This window comes from Flavobacterium tibetense, from assembly GCF_003293845.1.
In the GTDB taxonomy this organism is placed as follows: Bacteria; Bacteroidota; Bacteroidia; order Flavobacteriales; family Flavobacteriaceae; genus Flavobacterium; species Flavobacterium tibetense.
Genome location: NZ_QLST01000014.1, coordinates 43,416 through 60,608 on the forward strand (window position 1 = coordinate 43,416; position 17,193 = coordinate 60,608).

Here is a 17,193-nt window from a genome sequence, read left to right on the forward strand (position 1 = left end):
ATAGCTTTTTTAGTGTTTTATTTTAATTTTGTGCTCACTACAAAGCGACCTAAGAAGCTCTTGTAGTGGGCTACAAAACTTAGTAAACACTAAAAAACTAGGAACGAAAAGCTGGAAGTTGCTTCTAAAATAAATTATCGTTTATCTTTGCAGCATGCGAATTGATATTATTACCGTTTTACCCGAATTAATGCGAAGTCCGTTTGAGGCTTCAATCATGAAACGTGCCATTCAGAAAGGTTTGGCAGAAGTCCATTTTCACAATTTAAGAGATTATACAACCAACAAACAAAAAAGTGTGGACGATTATCAATTTGGTGGTGGTGCTGGTATGGTCATGACCGTTCAACCCATAGACGATTGTATTTCGAAACTAAAAAGCGAAAGAACCTACGACGAAATCATCTATATGACACCAGATGGCGAAACGCTAAATCAAAAAATGGCGAATTCCATTTCGATGTATGAAAACATTATGATTTTATGTGGCCATTACAAAGGAGTTGACCAACGTGTGCGAGATATGCATATTACAAGAGAAATTTCGATTGGTGATTATGTGCTGAGTGGTGGCGAAATTGGCGCTATTGTATTTTGTGATGCTATTATTAGATTAATACCAGGCGTTTTAAGTGATGAGACGTCAGCCTTAACCGATAGTTTTCAAGACAATTTACTATCACACCCTATCTACACACGACCTTCAGAATACAAAGGATTACGAGTGCCCGACATCTTATTAAGCGGAAATTTTCCTGAAATAGAAAAATGGCGCGAGCAAAAAGCATACGAACATACCAAAGAAAGACGACCTGATTTATTGGAAAACGATTAATGGAATCCTATTTTCTGTTGTTCAGATTTTCCGAAAATCCATTATCCGAAAATCTATTGTCCGAAAATCGGAATATCCAAATTTTTAAATATTTTGGGATTTGAAATTTGATTATTCGATTTTTTTTTATAATTTTGCACCCACTTTGAACCAACCTCTGGCGATAGACGTGTATGTTGCTTTGAATCAAATTATTATACTTAAAACTATGTCAAATTTAGTTGATTTCGTTAATAACGAATTTGTTACAAAAAAAGATTTCCCTGAATTCGGAGCTGGTGATACTATCACTGTGTACTACGAAATTAAAGAGGGTGAAAAAACTAGAACGCAGTTCTTCAAAGGAGTTGTAATCCAAAGAAGAGGTACTGGAGCTACTGAAACTTTTACAATCCGTAAAATGTCTGGTGCTGTTGGTGTTGAGCGTATCTTCCCAGTTAACATGCCAGCTTTACAAAAAGTTGAAGTGAACCAAAGAGGTAAAGTACGTAGAGCTCGTATCTTCTACTTTAGAGATCTTACAGGTAAAAAAGCTAAAATTAAAGAAAGAAGATACAACAAAAAATAATCTTTCTTTTACCAAAAATAAAAAGTCTCAATTTTCATTGAGACTTTTTTTATTCGCAAAAGTGAACCTCCAAAATTATCATTTTCTTAATATTCAAAGCAAATTTTAAAAATTCCGTAAAACAATCGTTTTATAACGCCTAACTACTTCAAAATTACTACTTAAATTGCTATATTTGCGCGAATTTAAAATGTACAAATCTATATTTCATATACCATGTCCAACCAACCAAAAATAATGTATACCATTACGGATGAGGCGCCAATGTTAGCAACACATTCGTTTTTACCTATTGTTAAAGCGTTTTCAAAACCAGCTAATATCACTATCGAAACCCGAGATATTTCTTTAGCAGGTAGAATTTTAGCTAATTTTCCAGAATATTTAAAAGAAGATCAAAAAATAGGTGATGCACTAACTGAATTAGGGCAACTAGCAACTGCTCCAGATGCTAATATTGTGAAATTACCAAATATATCTGCTTCTGTACCGCAATTAAAAGAAGCGATTGCTGAATTACAAGCGCAAGGCTACGCAATTCCAAATTTACCAGAAGAAGCAACAACTGAAGAAGAGAAAACAATCAAAGCAAAATATGCCAAAGTTTTAGGTTCTGCTGTAAATCCAGTTTTACGTGAAGGAAACTCAGACAGAAGAGCGCCAAAAGCAGTAAAAAACTACGCAAAAGCACATCCTCACTCCATGGGAGCTTGGTCTTCAGATTCCAAATCGCACGTAGCTCATATGAATGAAGGAGACTTTTATGGCACTGAAAAATCAGTTACAGTAAAAGAAGCTGGAAGTTTCACTATCGAATTCGAAGGAAAAAATGGAGAAACGAAAATTTTAAAAGCTGCATCACCTTTAAAAGTAGGAGAAATTATAGATAGCGCTGTAATAAGTTTATCAAAATTGAAAACGTTTATTGCTGCTGAAATTGCTGATGCAAAAGCTAAAAACGTATTGTTCTCCGTTCATTTAAAAGCAACCATGATGAAGGTTTCAGATCCTTTATTATTTGGTGCTATTGTAGAAGTATTTTTTGCTGATGTATTTGAAAAATATGCCACTTTATTCCAAGAATTAGGAGTAGATACTAAAAACGGACTTGGTGATGTTTATGCTAAAATTGCAGGACATCCAATGCAAGCTGAAGTGGAGCAAGCCTTAACAACCGATATGGAAAACGGGCCTGCTTTAGCCATGGTAAATTCAGATAAAGGAATTACGAATTTACACGTACCATCAGATGTAATTATTGATGCTTCAATGCCAGCAATGATTAGAAACTCTGGACAGATGTGGGATGCAGCAGGGAAATCTCAAGATACAAAAGCAATTATTCCAGACCGTTCGTATGCTGGAATTTACCAAGCTACTATAGATTTCTGTAAGAAAAATGGCGCTTTAGACCCAAAAACAATGGGGAGTGTTCCAAACGTAGGTTTAATGGCTCAAAAAGCAGAAGAATACGGTTCACACGACAAAACTTTCCAAATAACAGAAAACGGAACGGTTAAAGTAAAAGATGCTAACGGAACTGTTTTAATGGAGCAAGCTGTTGAAACTGGTGATATTTTCAGAATGTGTCAAACTAAAGATGCACCAATTCAAGATTGGGTAAAATTAGCGGTAAATAGAGCAAGATTATCTAATACACCAGCTATTTTTTGGTTAGATGAAAACCGTGCTCACGACCGTCAACTAATTGAAAAAGTAACTACTTATTTAAAAAACCACGATACAACAGGTTTAGATATTCGTATCATGAACCCAGTTGATGCCACCTTATTTTCATTGGAAAGAATCGTAAAAGGTTTAGATACTATTTCGGTTTCTGGAAATGTGTTACGTGATTATTTAACCGATTTATTTCCAATTTTAGAAGTTGGAACTTCAGCTAAAATGCTTTCTATAGTTCCATTAATGAATGGTGGCGGTTTATTTGAAACTGGCGCTGGTGGTTCGGCTCCAAAACATATTGAGCAATTTATTGAAGAAGGTTATTTACGTTGGGATTCATTGGGAGAATTTTTGGCTTTAGGTGTTTCTTACGAACATTTAGGTCAGGTTTTCAACAACCAAAAAGCCCTAGTATTATCTGAAACTTTAGATGAGGCGACAGAGAAATTTTTAGAAAATGACAAATCGCCAGCTAGAAAAATTGGTCAAATTGACAATAGAGGTTCGCATTTCTATTTGGCTTTCTATTGGGCACAAGCTTTAGCTAAACAAACAAAAGACGCTGAGTTAAAAGCCATCTTCACTCCTATTGCTGAAGAGTTGACTACTAATGAAGCAAAAATTAACGAAGAACTAATCGCAGCGCAAGGAAAAGCACAAAACATTGGTGGTTATTACCATCCAAACTTTGAATTGACTGACAAAGCAATGCGACCAAGTACAACTTTCAATACAATTTTAGCTAAGTTGAATTAAAACCCAACTTACTAAAAATACAAAAGGCGACTATTTAGTCGCCTTTCTTTTTTCTATAAAAAAATTATTGTGATTTATCTGAAGGTTCTTCTTTCTTTGGTTGTTTGAAGACAATAATTGTTGCTTTCACTCCTGTTAATAAGTTCCATTCGTTAGAAGTAATTAATACTCCATTTTCATCATAAACGGTAAAAGCAGCTGTATTTGGTCCTGATTCTCCTTGATTTAAAGCAAGAAAATCAATTTTGTTAAATCCTTCTGATAAATCTAAGTAATATTCTGTCGCGGCTGATTGCAATAAAATACTATTAATCATGATTTTATCATTTACTAACACTCGAACCCGATCTCCATCTGGATATTGATGGTCTCTACAAACAATTTTTATGTATTTAGCATCGGTTTTAAATTCTCCTAAAAACTGATTTTGTTTGAATTTTGGATCAATAGCCACATCATCCTGTTGACGATTTAATTTCTTTTTAATTTCATCACCTGGATTTTTAAAATCACTGTTCGTTTCTAAAATGCTTTTTGAAGTTTCATTTTTCTTGGTAATCGAATAGCGTTTCATCGGATTATCATCTTTATCAAAAATACTTTTGTATTCAATGGATGGTCCAGAAGTGCTATTTTCTGTTTGATTTTCAATAGGAGTTACCAACTGCAATTTGAGCGGCTGATTTTTCCGATCAATTTGAGCTGAAACACTTATGGAAACCAATAAAAACAAAAATATATAACGCATCTGTTTCATTTTACACAAACCTAAAGATTTTATTTTTCGAAAAGCAACAAATTAACCAATGATTAACAAGTATTCTGTAATAACTTTGGAAATAAATTGCCAAATTTGTAAATCAAAAAACATACCATGTTTCAAAATAAAAGAATTCTTTTCATATTTTCAATGTTTTTTTTCTTTTTAAACCTTCATGCACAAGAAAAATTTACATTGAGTGGCATAATAACCGATGAAATTAACGGAGAAACTTTAATTGGTGTCAACGTTATTATCAACGAATTAAAAACAGGAACAGTAACCAATGAATATGGATTTTACTCCATTACATTACCAAAAGGAACTTATTCGGTTACTATTTCCTATCTTGGATTTGGAGATTTAAATGAAACCGTAATCTTAGAACAGAACATTAGAAAAAACTTCATTATAAAAGAATCTAATGTTCAGCTCAATGAAGTAGTTGTAACGGAAAATCCATACAAAATCAACATCAAAAAACCAGAAATGAGTGCCAATCGTTTATCGATAGCAACCATTAAGCAAATGCCTGTTTTGTTAGGTGAAGTTGATGTAATCAAATCACTATTGTTTTTACCTGGAGTTACCAATGCTGGAGAAGGACAATCCGGTTTTAATGTTCGTGGTGGTGCTGCGGATCAAAATTTAGTGCTTTTAGACGAAGCTACTTTATACAACACTTCACATGTTTTCGGATTATTTTCAGTTTTTAATGCGGATGCAATCAAAGATTTAAAATTGTACAAAGGCGGAATTCCTGCCAAATTTGGCGGACGAGTTTCATCCGTTTTAGATATTTACCAAAAAGACGGAAATAGCAACAATTTCAGCATGAATGGTGGTATTGGATTAATTTCTAGTCGCTTACTCGCTGAAGGCCCAATTGTAAAAGACAAAGCTTCTTTTTTAGTCGCGGGAAGAGGTTCGTATGCACATTTATTCTTGAAGTTAACGGATAATGAAAACACCGCTTACTTTTACGATTTAAATACCAAAATCAACTACAAAGTCAATGAAAATAATAGTTTGTTCTTATCGGGATATTTTGGTAGGGATATTTTTTCTTTGAATCGTTCTTTTACCAATACGTATGGAAACACAACGGTAAATTTGCGTTGGAATCACTTGTTTTCAGACAAACTTTTTTCTAATTTATCGTTTATTTACAGCGATTATTATTACGGATTAACACTTGATTTCATTGGATTTAATTGGGATTCTGGAATTAAAAATTACAACTTAAAATACGATTTCAAACACTATATTTCGGATAAAATTACCTTGAATTACGGAACCAATCTAACCAAATACGATTTGAATCCAGGAACAATTGAACCAATTAACGAGGATTCTTCCATTAATTTCAGACAATTGGACAAAAAATATGCATTGGAAACCGCTTTCTATGGAGATGTAGAACAACAACTTTCCAAAAAAATTGCTATTTCTTACGGATTTCGATATAGTATTTTCAATCGTTTAGGAAGTTCAACAGTTAATATCTATGAAAACAACCAACCGGTTTTGTACGACGAAGAGTTGAAAATTTACGAAAAAGCAACACCAATTGGTACTGAATTCTTTGGAAGAAACAAATCAATTGCTGAATATTCCAATTTTGAACCTCGTTTTACCGTTGCTTATGAATTGAATGAAAATCAATCCATCAAAGCCAGTTACAACCGAATGGCGCAATATTTACAACTGATTTCCAATACGCAATCACCTACTCCATTAGATGTTTGGACGCCAAGTGATAATTACATCAAACCGCAAATTGCAGACCAAGTAGCTATTGGTTACTTCCAAAATTTTAAAGATGGTGATTATACTTTGGAATTAGAAAGTTACTACAAAAAAGTAAAAAACCGCATGGATTATATTGATGGCGCCGATTTAATTGCCAACGAAGCCATTGAACAAGTAATCTTAAACGGACGAATGCGTTCCTATGGTTTGGAAATGTTATTCCGTAAAAATAGCGGCAACTTAAACGGTTGGATTGCTTATACATTATCGCGCTCCGAACAACAAACACCAGGAAGAACACCAACAGAAATTGGTATCAACAACGGTAATTGGTACCGTTCCGCTTATGATAAAACCCATAATTTGGCAGTTACCGGAAGTTATAAATTAAACGAAAAATGGACTTTTGGAGCCAATTTCACCTTGCAAACTGGGCAGCCCGTAACTTTTCCAACAGGAAAATATGTATTCCAAGGCGTAACCGTTCCAAGTTACAACTCAAGAAATGAAGACCGATTACCAGCGTATCACCGCATGGATATTTCGGCAACTTTAACACCAAAACACAAAGAAAAACACAAATACAAACGCGAATGGGTTTTTGGAATTTATAATGTTTATAGTAGATATAACGCTGCTTCTATCAACTTTAGACAAAATTCAGAAACAGGAAACAATGAAGCCGTACGATTGTCAATTTTTGGAATAGTGCCATCGGTTTCTTATAATTTTAAATTCTAAAATCATGAAAAAGTCAATTTTATATATCGTTTTAGTTTTCGCTACAATAATTTTTTCAAGTTGTGAAAAAGTGATTGATGTTGATTTGAATAACGCCGAACCAAAATTAGTTATCGATGCCGTTATTAAATGGCAAAAAGGGACAACTGGCGAAGAACAAGTCATTAAACTAAGTTTAACCAATGATTTCTTTACCAATGAAATTCTTCCTGCCAATGGCGCTTCGGTAACCATAACAAATTCAGTCGATGAAACATTTACATTCATTGAAGACGGAACCACAGGAAATTACATTTGCTCTAATTTTAATCCCGTAATTGGTGAAATTTATACTTTAGTGGTTATTTATGATGGTGAAATTTACACGGCAACTAATCCGCTTATGGCAACGCCAACAATTTTAAATATCCAACAAGAAACGGTTCCTGGTTTTGGTGGTGATGACCAGATTCAAATTAAGTTTTTCTATCAAGACAATGGAGCTGAAGATAATTATTATTTATTGGGAGTAAAAAATCCAAACAAGCAAATTCCAGAATTTGGCGTTGTGAGCGATGAATTTTTCCAAGGAAACATCATGTTTGGATTCTACGGAAGTAGCGAAACCGAACCTGGAATTACCTTAAAATTAAGCGTTCAAGGCATTACTTTCGGGTTTCATAATTACATGAATATTCTAACCACCATTGGCGGAAGCGGTTCAGGAAATCCGTTTGCAACGCCACCAGCAACTTTACGTGGCAATATTGTAAATCAAACCAATAGTAATAATTTCCCATTAGGCTACTTCCATTTATCAGAAATAGACGAAGTGGATTATTTGGTGCAATAGAAAGCAAGAACAAGTTCAAAAATCAAGTTCAACTTGAAACTATAAACAATAAACCAAAAACAACAAACCAAAAACCATAAACCTGAAAAAATGTCATCACACCACATAGTTCGAGACGATCAAGAACCTGCTTTAATTATTGCCAATGGTGCTTCCTGTAGCGAAGAACTTATGGGACAATTATTGGAATGGTCGCCACTAGTAATTGTTCTCGATTCAGCAATTGAACGTGTTTTGGAATTGGGAATAAAAGTGGATGTTTTGTTGGGCGATTTTGACCGAGGATTCAATCCTGATTATTATTTGGAAAAACAATATCCGCTAGAAATTGTTCACACACCTAACCAAGACAAAACTGATTTAGAAAAAGCTTTGGATTATTTGGTAGCAAAAGGACATAAAGCAGTAAATGTGATTTGGGCAACAGGAAAACGCGCCGATCATACGATAACCAATATCACCAGCATCGTAAAATTCAGAAATCAACTGAAAATTGTATTATTGGACGACCATTCCAAAATCTTTTTATTACCCAATGTTTACGAAAAATGGTATCCAAAAAACACGACTATTTCTTTAATTCCAATAGGAAAAGTCACAGGAATTCATTCCAAAAACTTATTCTATCCACTAAAAGATGACGAACTCACCATTGGTTACCGAACCGGAAGCAGCAATCACGTTTCCGAAGACGGCATAGTTTCAATTGAACACGAGGAAGGTGATTTGTTGTTGATGGAATGTTGGGATTAACTTTTTTCGTATCTTCGTAAAAATATTCAGTTATGAATACATTGGAGCTAAAAAATATTTTAAAATTCAAAATTGATTCTATAAACGATAAAAAGTTTTTGGAAGCACTAACGGTTTTGATTGAGTCTAAAACAAACCCAATTATCATGCTTTCTGAAGAACAAAAAAACAGTTTAGAAGCATCGAGAAATGAATATCTTATGGGAAATTTTGAAAACAACAATGTTGTTAACGAAGAAATGGAAAAATGGCTGAAAGAATAATTGTTTGGTCTTCAAAAGCAAAATTAGATTTAAAAAATCTGTTTGAATTTTACAACATTAGAAACAAAAGCAAAATATACTCACTAAAACTTCATAGAAAAATTCAAAAAGAAATTCAACTTTTAATTCAACAACCCGAAATTGGTAAAAAAACCAATAAAATTGGAGTTAGAGGTTTATTGATTGAAAATCATTTTATTTTCTATGAGATTTTCGAAAAACACATCGTAATATTAGCCGTTTGGCATACTAGCCAAAATCCTTCAAACTTAAAGTTATAAATGAAATTTTCCGTTGTTTCCGATTATAAACCAACTGGTGACCAACCTCAAGCTATTGAAAAACTTTCAAAAGGCATTCTCAATGGCGAAAAATACCAAACGTTATTAGGTGTTACCGGCTCTGGAAAGACTTTTACAGTAGCCAATGTAGTCCAAGAAGTACAAAAACCAACACTAGTTTTAGCGCATAATAAAACTTTAGCTGCCCAATTATATTCCGAATTCAAACAATTTTTTCCGAATAATTCAGTGCAATATTTCGTTTCGTATTACGATTATTACCAACCTGAAGCTTTCATTCCTGTAACTGGAACCTATATTGAGAAAGATTTATCGATTAATGAAGAACTAGAAAAACTGCGATTAAGCACCACTTCTGCCCTACTTTCGGGTCGTCGTGATATTATCGTGATTTCTTCGGTTTCGTGTTTGTACGGAATTGGAAATCCAGTAGAATTTCAGAAAAACGTAATTAATTTGGAAGTAAACCAACAAATTTCGCGTACCAAATTACTCCATCAATTAGTACAAAGTTTGTACTCCAGAACCGAAGCAGAATTTACGCCCGGAAACTTCAGAATTAAAGGTGATATCGTAGAAATTTTTCCAAGTTATGGCGATGAACCGTTTCGAATTCACTTTTTTGGTGATGAAATTGAAGAAATTGAAGCTTTTGATGCACGAAGCGCTCAAGTAATCGAACGCTACGAAAAACTAACGATTTATCCAGCGAATATGTTTGTGACTTCTCCAGATGTATTACAAAATGCGATTTGGGAAATCCAACAAGATTTGGTAAAACAAGTCGATTATTTCAAAGAAATTGGCAAACATTTGGAAGCAAAACGATTGGAAGAACGTACCAATTTCGATTTGGAAATGATTCGCGAACTCGGTTATTGTTCAGGAATTGAAAACTATTCCCGCTATTTAGACGGAAGAGAACCTGGAACTAGACCATTCTGTTTATTAGATTATTTTCCAGATGATTATTTAATGGTAGTTGATGAAAGTCACGTTACGATTTCTCAAGTGCATGCGATGTACGGTGGCGATAGAAGCAGGAAAGAAAACTTGGTAGAATACGGTTTCCGTTTGCCAGCAGCTATGGACAATCGTCCGTTGAAATTTGAGGAATTTGAAGCGTTACAAAATCAAGTCGTTTATGTTTCGGCAACACCAGCAGATTATGAATTACAAAAATCAGAAGGCATTTATGTAGAACAGGTTATTCGTCCAACAGGATTGCTCGACCCAATAATAGAAATTCGTCCAAGTGCGAATCAAATTGATGATTTAATCGAAGAAATTCAAATCCGATGTGAAGCAGACGAACGTGTTTTGGTCACCACATTAACCAAAAGGATGGCAGAAGAATTGGCCAAATATTTAACTAAAGTGGCGATTCGTTGTCGCTATATTCATTCGGATGTGGATACTTTGGAACGCGTAGAAATCATGCAAGATTTACGTAAGGGAATTTTTGATGTGTTAATTGGTGTCAACTTGCTTCGTGAAGGTTTAGACTTACCTGAAGTTTCTTTGGTAGCCATTTTAGATGCAGATAAAGAAGGTTTCTTACGAAGCCATCGTTCGTTAACGCAAACCGTTGGTAGAGCCGCTCGAAATGTAAACGGAAAAGCTATAATGTATGCGGATAAAATTACAAATTCGATGCAAAAAACCATTGATGAAACCAATTACAGAAGAGAAAAACAAATCAATTACAACACCAAACACGGTTTAGAACCCAAAGCCTTGAACAAAAGTTTAGGAAGTGCATTAAGTGGTAATTCGGTGTCAACAGGCTATTTTGAAAAAGAAGCTTTGAAAGCTGCTGAACCTGAAAATTTGTATTTAAGTAAACCAGAAATAGAAAAGAAAATTCGCGACTTAAGAAAACAAATGGAAAAAGCCGCTAAAGAATTAGATTTCATGCAAGCTGCCAAATTTAGAGACGAAATTCAAGCGTTACAGGAGAAAATTAAATAAAGATTTATAGATCCTGAAACAAATTCAGGATGACAACAATTAATACATGAAAAAATGAGTAAAATAAACGAAATTGTAAACCTAGCAGACGAAATCGAAATCATCGAAGCGGTTGGCACTATTATTTGGAACAAAAAAGAAGAAACTGACGGCTTTACGGATTTATCTGAAGGCGAAAAAACGTTTGTACTAATCGATATTTTTGAAGGCGCTATGAATGAAGGCGGATTTCAGTTCTTCTTCGAAAATGAAACTGGCGATTATGCTAGAGAAATTGTAGAAGCGTACAAGAAAATTGGCGCAACAAAAACTGCTAATATCATTGCAAAAGCTATTGGACTCTTTGGAATCAACAATTTCTCAGAAGATTTAGAAACTAGAATAATTACAATTGAAAATCTAGATGAGAAAGTATTTTCTGGTTGGGAAGATTTAGACGAAATTTTCTTCAGTGAAGAACAAGAAGAAGATGTTGTCGCTTTAATTGTTGGGTATATCAAAAACAATAAAAGCGAGTTCAACTACTAGTTTTTTTTGTTTATTATTGGCTAAATACCAGATATTAAAAAATATCTCATTTGTCAGGTCGAGCGAAGTCGAGACTCTTTAATTGAACTTTTTATTAAAAAAAGTCTCGACTTCGCTCGACCTGACAAAAATGCAAATTCAAATATTTGAATTTCAACTAATTATGCTGCTCACTAAAAATTGCCAACAAGATTTCGCCATCGACCATTCTTGTTGGTGATTCTTTCATCAATTGCAACACACGCTTCATCGCATACGGATTCAAGCCCATATTGATTCCAATTTCTTTCAGTTTCACATATTCTTTTTCATGAACGTATTCGTCAGCATGCATTAGCAAGGCCAAACGATAAAATTGACAAATGCGGTGAAATTCATCTTTAACCACTTTTTTGCTTTCTTTCTTCTCGAATAATTTATGTAAAGTAGGTTTGTCAATTTCCAATTCTTGTGCAATTATCGAGATGAAATCGTACTCTCTATCGTGCAATTCACCATCAACAAGTGCAAAACCAATCATTTCTTGCAACAAACTTATTTTATCTTGAAACTCATCCATAAAGCGTTTTCTTTTTGGTAAAAATAATAAATCTGAAATTAAATGAATACCTTTGAGCATAATTTTTACAAGTATGACCAATAACGATATTTTCAAAAAGCTTCGAGTTGCTTTACAATTGCGTGATGACCAAATAGTTGAAATCCTTGAATTAGTAGATTTTAGAATTTCAAAAGGCGAATTAGGTAATATTTTCAGAAAAGAAGATCATCCAAATTACATGGAATGTGGCGACCAACTTTTGCGTAATTTCTTAAACGCATTGGTTATTCATTTGCGCGGAACCAAAGAGGAACCAAAAAACCCAATGGAAGTGATTCAATCGCACAAAAATCAAGCACCAAAAGAAACTGATGAGACTAGAAAGCCAATAGAAAAACCAACAGAAAAGAAATTTTCTGATAAAAAACCAATAAACGCCAACACCAAAAAAGCTCCTGCCAAAAACTTTAAGAAAAAAACAGCAAAACCAGCACCAATCGTAGAAAAAGTAAGGTTTAAAAACGGAAAAAACAAGTCGTAAGATTAGTTTTCCATTACTCAACTTCTTTTTGTATTTTTGAAAACTGAATCAACATTGAAGTAAAACTAAATAAATGCAATTCAAACATCCCGAAATTCTGTATTTCCTTTTCGCATTGGTTATACCAATTTTGGTGCATTTGTTTCAATTACGTCGCTTTAAAAAAGAGTTGTTTACCAATGTCAAACTGCTCAAAGAACTTCAAACGCAAACCCGAAAAAGTGCTACCATCAAGAAATGGTTACTGCTTTTCACCCGATTATTCTTGTTAGCTTGCTTGATTATCGCTTTTGCCCAGCCTTTTTTTACAGCAAAAAATTCCGTAGCAAAAAACAACGAATTAGTCATTTTACTCGACAATTCGTTTTCCATGCAAGCCAAAGGTGAAAATGGCGAATTACTCAAAAGAAGCATTCAAGATATTTTAGAAAATTTCGATGAAAACCAACAATTTTCGCTACTAACTACCAATGAAACTTTTTGGGATGTTGACGCCAAAACCATTCAAAACGAACTGCAAAAAATCACGTATGCACCGTTTTCATTTGAAGTCGATTATTTGTTGACGCAAGTAGCTTCGAAAAAACCAAATGCAACTATCGATTATTTCATCATTTCGGACGCTGTGGATTTTTCTTCCAAAAAACTAACGCAAATTTCAGAAAATAATGCCGTTTATTTTTGGCAACCCAAAGCACAAAATACCAATAACATTGCGATTTCCAATGTTCGTTTGCTGCAATCACTTGAGAATTTGAACGAAATTGAAGTCGAGCTACAACGTTTTGGAAATTATGAGGAAGCCATTCCGTTAGCGGTTTACCAAAATGATACCGTAATTGCCAAAGCCATTGTGCAAATGCAATCCGAAAAAGAAACCGTAAAATTAGCACTTCCAAAAAAGGAAATTCAAGCTAAAGTTACCATTCAAGACAACAGTTTAAGCTACGATAACGACTACTATTTCACACTTGGAAAACCACAAAAACCAAAAGTTACTTTCATTGGAACTGCTGCCAAAAATAAATTCCTAAATCGCATCATTACTACTGACGAATTTGAAGTAACTGATACTGAATTGGCCCAACTGAATTACAGTAAAATCGAAGAACAAAACACGATTATCTTGAACGAATTGGCAGAAATTCCGCAAGCGTTGCAAACCAATTTGAAAGCGTTCTACGAAAAAGGTGGAAACATTGTTTTAATTCCTTCTGAAGAAAATAATTTGGTAAATTTAAACCAATTCCTAAATACTTTTGGCAGAAATACTTTTGCTAAACAAGAAAAAAGCACCAAAAATATCACGAAAATTAGCTTCAAACATCCGCTTTTCAATCAAGTTTTTGAAAAAGAAGTGAGCAATTTTCAATATCCAAATACTACTTCATCACTGACGTTCAATGGCAATGCTGCTGGAATTTTACAATATGATGATGGTAGTAATTTCTTGGCTTCCATTGGCAATCAATTAGGAAAAATCTATGTTTTTGCTACGCCAATTAACAAACAACAAACCAATTTTCAGAATTCGCCATTGATTGTTCCTGTTTTTTACAACATGGCAATGACCAATGCAAATGCGAACAACCAAACATTTACCATTGGTGCCAACGAAAGTTTCCTGATTGAAGCAACTTTGAGTAAAGATGAAGTCGTGAGTATTCAAAATGCTTCGTCGAGTTTTATTCCAATGCAACAAATTTTGCCTACCAAAGTAAAAATCAATTTTGGCGATTATCCAGAACAAGCTGGAAATTTTGCTATCAACCAAAAAAACAATACCATTGCTAAAGTAAGTTTCAACTATCCAAGAAACGAGAGCAATTTGAATACCAACACAACACTACCAAAGGTAAACTATGTCAACAACTCCGAAACGGTTCTGAATACACTTTTAGCAGAACGAACCGATACAGTTTTGTGGAAATGGTTTCTGATGGCAACACTACTATTTTTATTGATTGAACTACTAATCCAAAAATTCGTAAAATGACCACTGTTTTAATTAAAAAAGCAACTATAATCGACTCGGAAAGTCCGTTTCACAACCAACAAAAAGATATTTTAATCGAAAACGGAACCATTAAAAACATCGCTGATGATTTATCCAATGAAACACACGATACTTTGGTAACCATGGACGATTTGCACGTTTCTCAAGGTTGGTTTGACAGCTCGGTTTCTTTTGGAGAACCTGGTTATGAAGAAAGAGAAACTATTGCCAATGGTTTACAAGTAGCAGCCAAAAGCGGTTTTACAGCAGTAGCATTGCAACCCAATAGTTTTCCGGTAATTGACAGCCAATCGCAAGTGAAATTTGTTTTGGAAAGGGCAAAAAACCAAGCTACTACATTATTTCCAATTGGAGCATTAACCAAAAACAGCGAAGGAACCGATTTAGCCGAACTTTTCGACATGAAAAATGCAGGAGCCATCGCTTTTGGAGATTATAAAAAAGCGCAACAAGATGCTAATTTACAGAAGATAGCTTTACAATACGTGCAAGATTTTGACGGATTAGTCATCAGTTTTTGCCAAGACAATAGTTTAAAAGGAAAAGGTATTGTAAACGAAGGCGTTGTTTCTACCAAATTAGGTTTAAAAGGGATTCCAACATTAGCCGAAGAATTACAAATTGCCAGAAATTTATTTTTACTAGAATATACTGGCGGAAAATTACATATTCCAACGATTTCTTCTGCCAAATCTGTAGCTTTAATCAAAGAAGCGAAAGCCAAAGGATTACAAGTAAGTTGTAGTGTTTCAGTGCATCATTTGGTTTTGAATGATGAAGTTTTGTCTGGTTTTGATACACGATATAAAGTGGCGCCACCGTTACGAGATGAAGCAACAAGAAAAGCATTAATCGCAGGCGTTTTAGATAGCACGATTGATTGTATCACTTCGGACCACAATCCGTTAGATATTGAATTGAAAAAATTAGAATTTGATTTGGCAAAAGACGGAACTATTGGTTTAGAAAGTGCTTTTGGAGCATTGGCAACCGTTTTACCATTGGAAGTTATAATCGAAAAATTAACTGCTGCCAAAACCATCTTTGGAATTACGAAAAACAGCATAACCATTGGAAATAAAGCAGAATTATCCTTTTTCACAACCAAAGAAAATTGGACATTTCAAAAAGAAAATATGCTTTCCAAATCGAAAAATTCAGCCTTCCTTGGACAAAAAATGCAAGGAAAAGCTATTGGAATTTATAACAACGGTCAATTAATAAGTAATAAGTAATTACAGTACTTATTGATTCAACCTAACTACGAATAAGTGAAAATTTATTAGTTGGATTGTCCCCTCGAGGGGACTTTAGGGGTGTTAAAACTCGAACTGAAAAAAGTATTAATAAAAAAGACATTAAATATGAACGATATTCAAAAAGGAAAACAAGCGGCAACATTCAGTTATTTAACCATTATTGGAACAGTTATTGCCATTTTTATGAACCAAGAAGAAAACAAAAGCGAGTTTGCGAGTTTCCATATTCGTCAGGCTTTAGGGATTTTCTTGACTTTCTTTTTATTAGGTTATCCTATTGGCTACTTTGATAGTTGGATGGTTTCAACTGCTTTTTGGTTGTTTATTTTTATTCTTTGGATTTATGGCTTTTTAGGTTGTTTGAATGGTGAAAAGAAAATTGTTCCCATTGTAGGCGAATTTTACCAAAATCTATTTAAAAATTTATAATCCAACAACATGCAATTACACTATTTAGTTCGCGAACCTAAAGTTATTTTAGACAAAAATCCAGTTTTGATTTTATTACATGGTTATGGCAGTAACGAAGAAGATTTGTTTTCATTTGCTAATGAATTACCAGAAGAATACTATGTAATTTCAGTTCGTGCGCCTTATGATTTACAACCTTATGGTCACGCTTGGTATGCCATTTATTTTGATGCCGATGAAAACAAATTTTCAGATGACGAACAAGCCAAAACATCAAGAGATACCATCGCTAATTTCATCGACAGCATTTGTGAAAAATATCCAATTGATAGTACAAACGTAACTTTAATTGGTTTCAGTCAAGGTGCCATTTTGAGTTATGCTACAGCGCTTTCTTATCCTGAAAAAGTGAATCGTGTAGTTGCATTGAGCGGTTATTTGAATGAAAAAGTAATTAAGGAAGATTTCCAAACCAAAGACATTAATTCCTTAAAATTCTTTATTTCTCATGGAAGTGTTGACCAAGTAATTCCTGTAGATTGGGCAAGAAAAGCAAAACCGTTTTTAGAAAACTTAGGTTTAGAGGTAGCGTATAAAGAATATCCTGTTGGACACGGTGTAGCGCCTCAAAATTTCTTTGATTTTAAGAATTGGTTGGAGAAATAAAATAAGAAAAGCTC

17 protein-coding genes are annotated in these 17,193 nt (G+C 34.1%); 15 read left to right on the forward strand and 2 right to left on the reverse strand.

The features are described 5' to 3' along the window. The first annotated feature begins 154 nt into the window (after positions 1-154). The 3 genes from trmD (at position 155) to DPN68_RS10895 (ending at position 3,842) form a co-directional block, all read left to right on the forward strand. Positions 155-835 carry a tRNA (guanosine(37)-N1)-methyltransferase TrmD gene (gene trmD / locus DPN68_RS10885; RefSeq protein WP_113989680.1) on the forward strand — a complete coding sequence of 227 codons (681 nt, stop codon included), beginning with the start codon at positions 155-157 and terminating at the stop codon, positions 833-835. Positions 836-1,043: 208 nt separating this feature from the next. Next, the gene (gene rplS, locus DPN68_RS10890) at positions 1,044-1,403 is read left to right on the forward strand and encodes a 50S ribosomal protein L19 (RefSeq protein ID WP_113989681.1); all 360 of its coding nucleotides are present in this window, start codon (positions 1,044-1,046) and stop codon (positions 1,401-1,403) included. A gap of 216 nt (positions 1,404-1,619) precedes the next feature. Continuing rightward, positions 1,620-3,842, forward strand: coding sequence for an NADP-dependent isocitrate dehydrogenase (locus DPN68_RS10895; RefSeq protein WP_113989682.1), 2,223 nt, complete (start codon positions 1,620-1,622; stop codon positions 3,840-3,842). 64 nt (positions 3,843-3,906) lie between these two features. Here the strand turns inward: DPN68_RS10895 and DPN68_RS10900 are convergent, their stop codons facing one another. Next, positions 3,907-4,590 (reverse strand): hypothetical protein, encoded by a 684-nt coding sequence (locus DPN68_RS10900; protein WP_113989683.1) that lies wholly within the window; start codon positions 4,588-4,590, stop codon positions 3,907-3,909. Between the two features lie 126 nt (positions 4,591-4,716). On the opposite strand from DPN68_RS10900, the gene DPN68_RS10905 reads away from it, so the two are divergent. The 7 genes from DPN68_RS10905 to DPN68_RS10935 all read left to right on the forward strand — a co-directional run bounded on the left by DPN68_RS10905 (position 4,717) and on the right by DPN68_RS10935 (position 11,744). Further along, positions 4,717-7,095: a TonB-dependent receptor gene (locus DPN68_RS10905; RefSeq protein WP_113989684.1), complete on the forward strand. Its 2,379-nt coding sequence runs from the start codon at positions 4,717-4,719 to the stop codon at positions 7,093-7,095. 4 nt (positions 7,096-7,099) lie between these two features. Next, on the forward strand, positions 7,100-7,927 hold the full coding sequence (locus DPN68_RS10910) for a DUF4249 domain-containing protein (RefSeq protein ID WP_113989685.1): 828 nt from the start codon (positions 7,100-7,102) through the stop codon (positions 7,925-7,927). A gap of 90 nt (positions 7,928-8,017) precedes the next feature. Then, complete coding sequence (locus DPN68_RS10915) at positions 8,018-8,680, forward strand: thiamine diphosphokinase (protein WP_113989686.1); 663 nt, start codon at positions 8,018-8,020, stop codon at positions 8,678-8,680. Between the two features lie 32 nt (positions 8,681-8,712). Continuing rightward, positions 8,713-8,943, forward strand: a complete 231-nt coding sequence (locus DPN68_RS10920) for a hypothetical protein (protein WP_113989687.1) — start codon at positions 8,713-8,715, stop codon at positions 8,941-8,943. Further along, positions 8,928-9,224, forward strand: coding sequence for a type II toxin-antitoxin system RelE/ParE family toxin (locus tag DPN68_RS10925; protein ID WP_113989688.1), 297 nt, complete (start codon positions 8,928-8,930; stop codon positions 9,222-9,224). The genes DPN68_RS10920 and DPN68_RS10925 overlap by 16 nt, the downstream gene beginning before the upstream one ends. Next, the gene (uvrB, locus tag DPN68_RS10930; RefSeq protein WP_113989689.1) at positions 9,225-11,216 is read left to right on the forward strand and encodes an excinuclease ABC subunit UvrB; all 1,992 of its coding nucleotides are present in this window, start codon (positions 9,225-9,227) and stop codon (positions 11,214-11,216) included. It begins immediately after the preceding gene. Between the two features lie 54 nt (positions 11,217-11,270). Next, positions 11,271-11,744 (forward strand): DMP19 family protein, encoded by a 474-nt coding sequence (locus DPN68_RS10935; RefSeq protein WP_113989690.1) that lies wholly within the window; start codon positions 11,271-11,273, stop codon positions 11,742-11,744. Between the two features lie 157 nt (positions 11,745-11,901). Here the strand turns inward: DPN68_RS10935 and DPN68_RS10940 are convergent, their stop codons facing one another. Next, positions 11,902-12,363, reverse strand: a complete 462-nt coding sequence (locus tag DPN68_RS10940) for a tellurite resistance TerB family protein (protein WP_239987093.1) — start codon at positions 12,361-12,363, stop codon at positions 11,902-11,904. Positions 12,364-12,376: 13 nt separating this feature from the next. Here DPN68_RS10940 and DPN68_RS10945 point away from each other — a divergent pair, with 13 nt between their 5' ends. The 5 genes from DPN68_RS10945 (at position 12,377) to DPN68_RS10965 (ending at position 17,179) form a co-directional block, all read left to right on the forward strand. Continuing rightward, entirely contained in the window at positions 12,377-12,826 is a 450-nt protein-coding gene (locus DPN68_RS10945) for a DUF1456 family protein (RefSeq protein ID WP_113989691.1), read from the forward strand. A gap of 73 nt (positions 12,827-12,899) precedes the next feature. Next, positions 12,900-14,822 carry a BatA domain-containing protein gene (locus DPN68_RS10950; protein WP_113989692.1) on the forward strand — a complete coding sequence of 641 codons (1,923 nt, stop codon included), beginning with the start codon at positions 12,900-12,902 and terminating at the stop codon, positions 14,820-14,822. Beyond that, positions 14,819-16,078: a dihydroorotase gene (locus DPN68_RS10955; RefSeq protein WP_113989693.1), complete on the forward strand. Its 1,260-nt coding sequence runs from the start codon at positions 14,819-14,821 to the stop codon at positions 16,076-16,078. Before DPN68_RS10950 ends, DPN68_RS10955 begins: the two co-directional genes overlap by 4 nt. Positions 16,079-16,207: 129 nt before the next feature. Further along, a complete protein-coding gene (locus tag DPN68_RS10960; protein WP_113989694.1) occupies positions 16,208-16,531 on the forward strand; it encodes a DUF4870 domain-containing protein in 324 nt (107 codons plus the stop codon). A gap of 9 nt (positions 16,532-16,540) precedes the next feature. After that, entirely contained in the window at positions 16,541-17,179 is a 639-nt protein-coding gene (locus DPN68_RS10965) for an alpha/beta hydrolase (protein ID WP_113989695.1), read from the forward strand. Positions 17,180-17,193: the final 14 nt, after the last annotated feature.

Coding starts and splice junctions, on each gene's coding strand:
- DPN68_RS10920 (WP_113989687.1), top strand. CDS start 8,713: ATGAATACATTGGAGCTAAAAAATATTTTAAAATTCAAAATTGATTCT.
- DPN68_RS10955 (WP_113989693.1), top strand. CDS start 14,819: ATGACCACTGTTTTAATTAAAAAAGCAACTATAATCGACTCGGAAAGT.
- DPN68_RS10905 (WP_113989684.1), top strand. CDS start 4,717: ATGTTTCAAAATAAAAGAATTCTTTTCATATTTTCAATGTTTTTTTTC.
- trmD (WP_113989680.1), top strand. CDS start 155: ATGCGAATTGATATTATTACCGTTTTACCCGAATTAATGCGAAGTCCG.
- DPN68_RS10945 (WP_113989691.1), top strand. CDS start 12,377: ATGACCAATAACGATATTTTCAAAAAGCTTCGAGTTGCTTTACAATTG.
- DPN68_RS10925 (WP_113989688.1), top strand. CDS start 8,928: ATGGCTGAAAGAATAATTGTTTGGTCTTCAAAAGCAAAATTAGATTTA.
- DPN68_RS10910 (WP_113989685.1), top strand. CDS start 7,100: ATGAAAAAGTCAATTTTATATATCGTTTTAGTTTTCGCTACAATAATT.
- DPN68_RS10965 (WP_113989695.1), top strand. CDS start 16,541: ATGCAATTACACTATTTAGTTCGCGAACCTAAAGTTATTTTAGACAAA.
- uvrB (WP_113989689.1), top strand. CDS start 9,225: ATGAAATTTTCCGTTGTTTCCGATTATAAACCAACTGGTGACCAACCT.
- DPN68_RS10895 (WP_113989682.1), top strand. CDS start 1,620: ATGTCCAACCAACCAAAAATAATGTATACCATTACGGATGAGGCGCCA.
- rplS (WP_113989681.1), top strand. CDS start 1,044: ATGTCAAATTTAGTTGATTTCGTTAATAACGAATTTGTTACAAAAAAA.
- DPN68_RS10900 (WP_113989683.1), bottom strand. CDS start 4,590: ATGCGTTATATATTTTTGTTTTTATTGGTTTCCATAAGTGTTTCAGCT.
- DPN68_RS10935 (WP_113989690.1), top strand. CDS start 11,271: ATGAGTAAAATAAACGAAATTGTAAACCTAGCAGACGAAATCGAAATC.
- DPN68_RS10915 (WP_113989686.1), top strand. CDS start 8,018: ATGTCATCACACCACATAGTTCGAGACGATCAAGAACCTGCTTTAATT.
- DPN68_RS10940 (WP_239987093.1), bottom strand. CDS start 12,363: ATGCTCAAAGGTATTCATTTAATTTCAGATTTATTATTTTTACCAAAA.
- DPN68_RS10960 (WP_113989694.1), top strand. CDS start 16,208: ATGAACGATATTCAAAAAGGAAAACAAGCGGCAACATTCAGTTATTTA.
- DPN68_RS10950 (WP_113989692.1), top strand. CDS start 12,900: ATGCAATTCAAACATCCCGAAATTCTGTATTTCCTTTTCGCATTGGTT.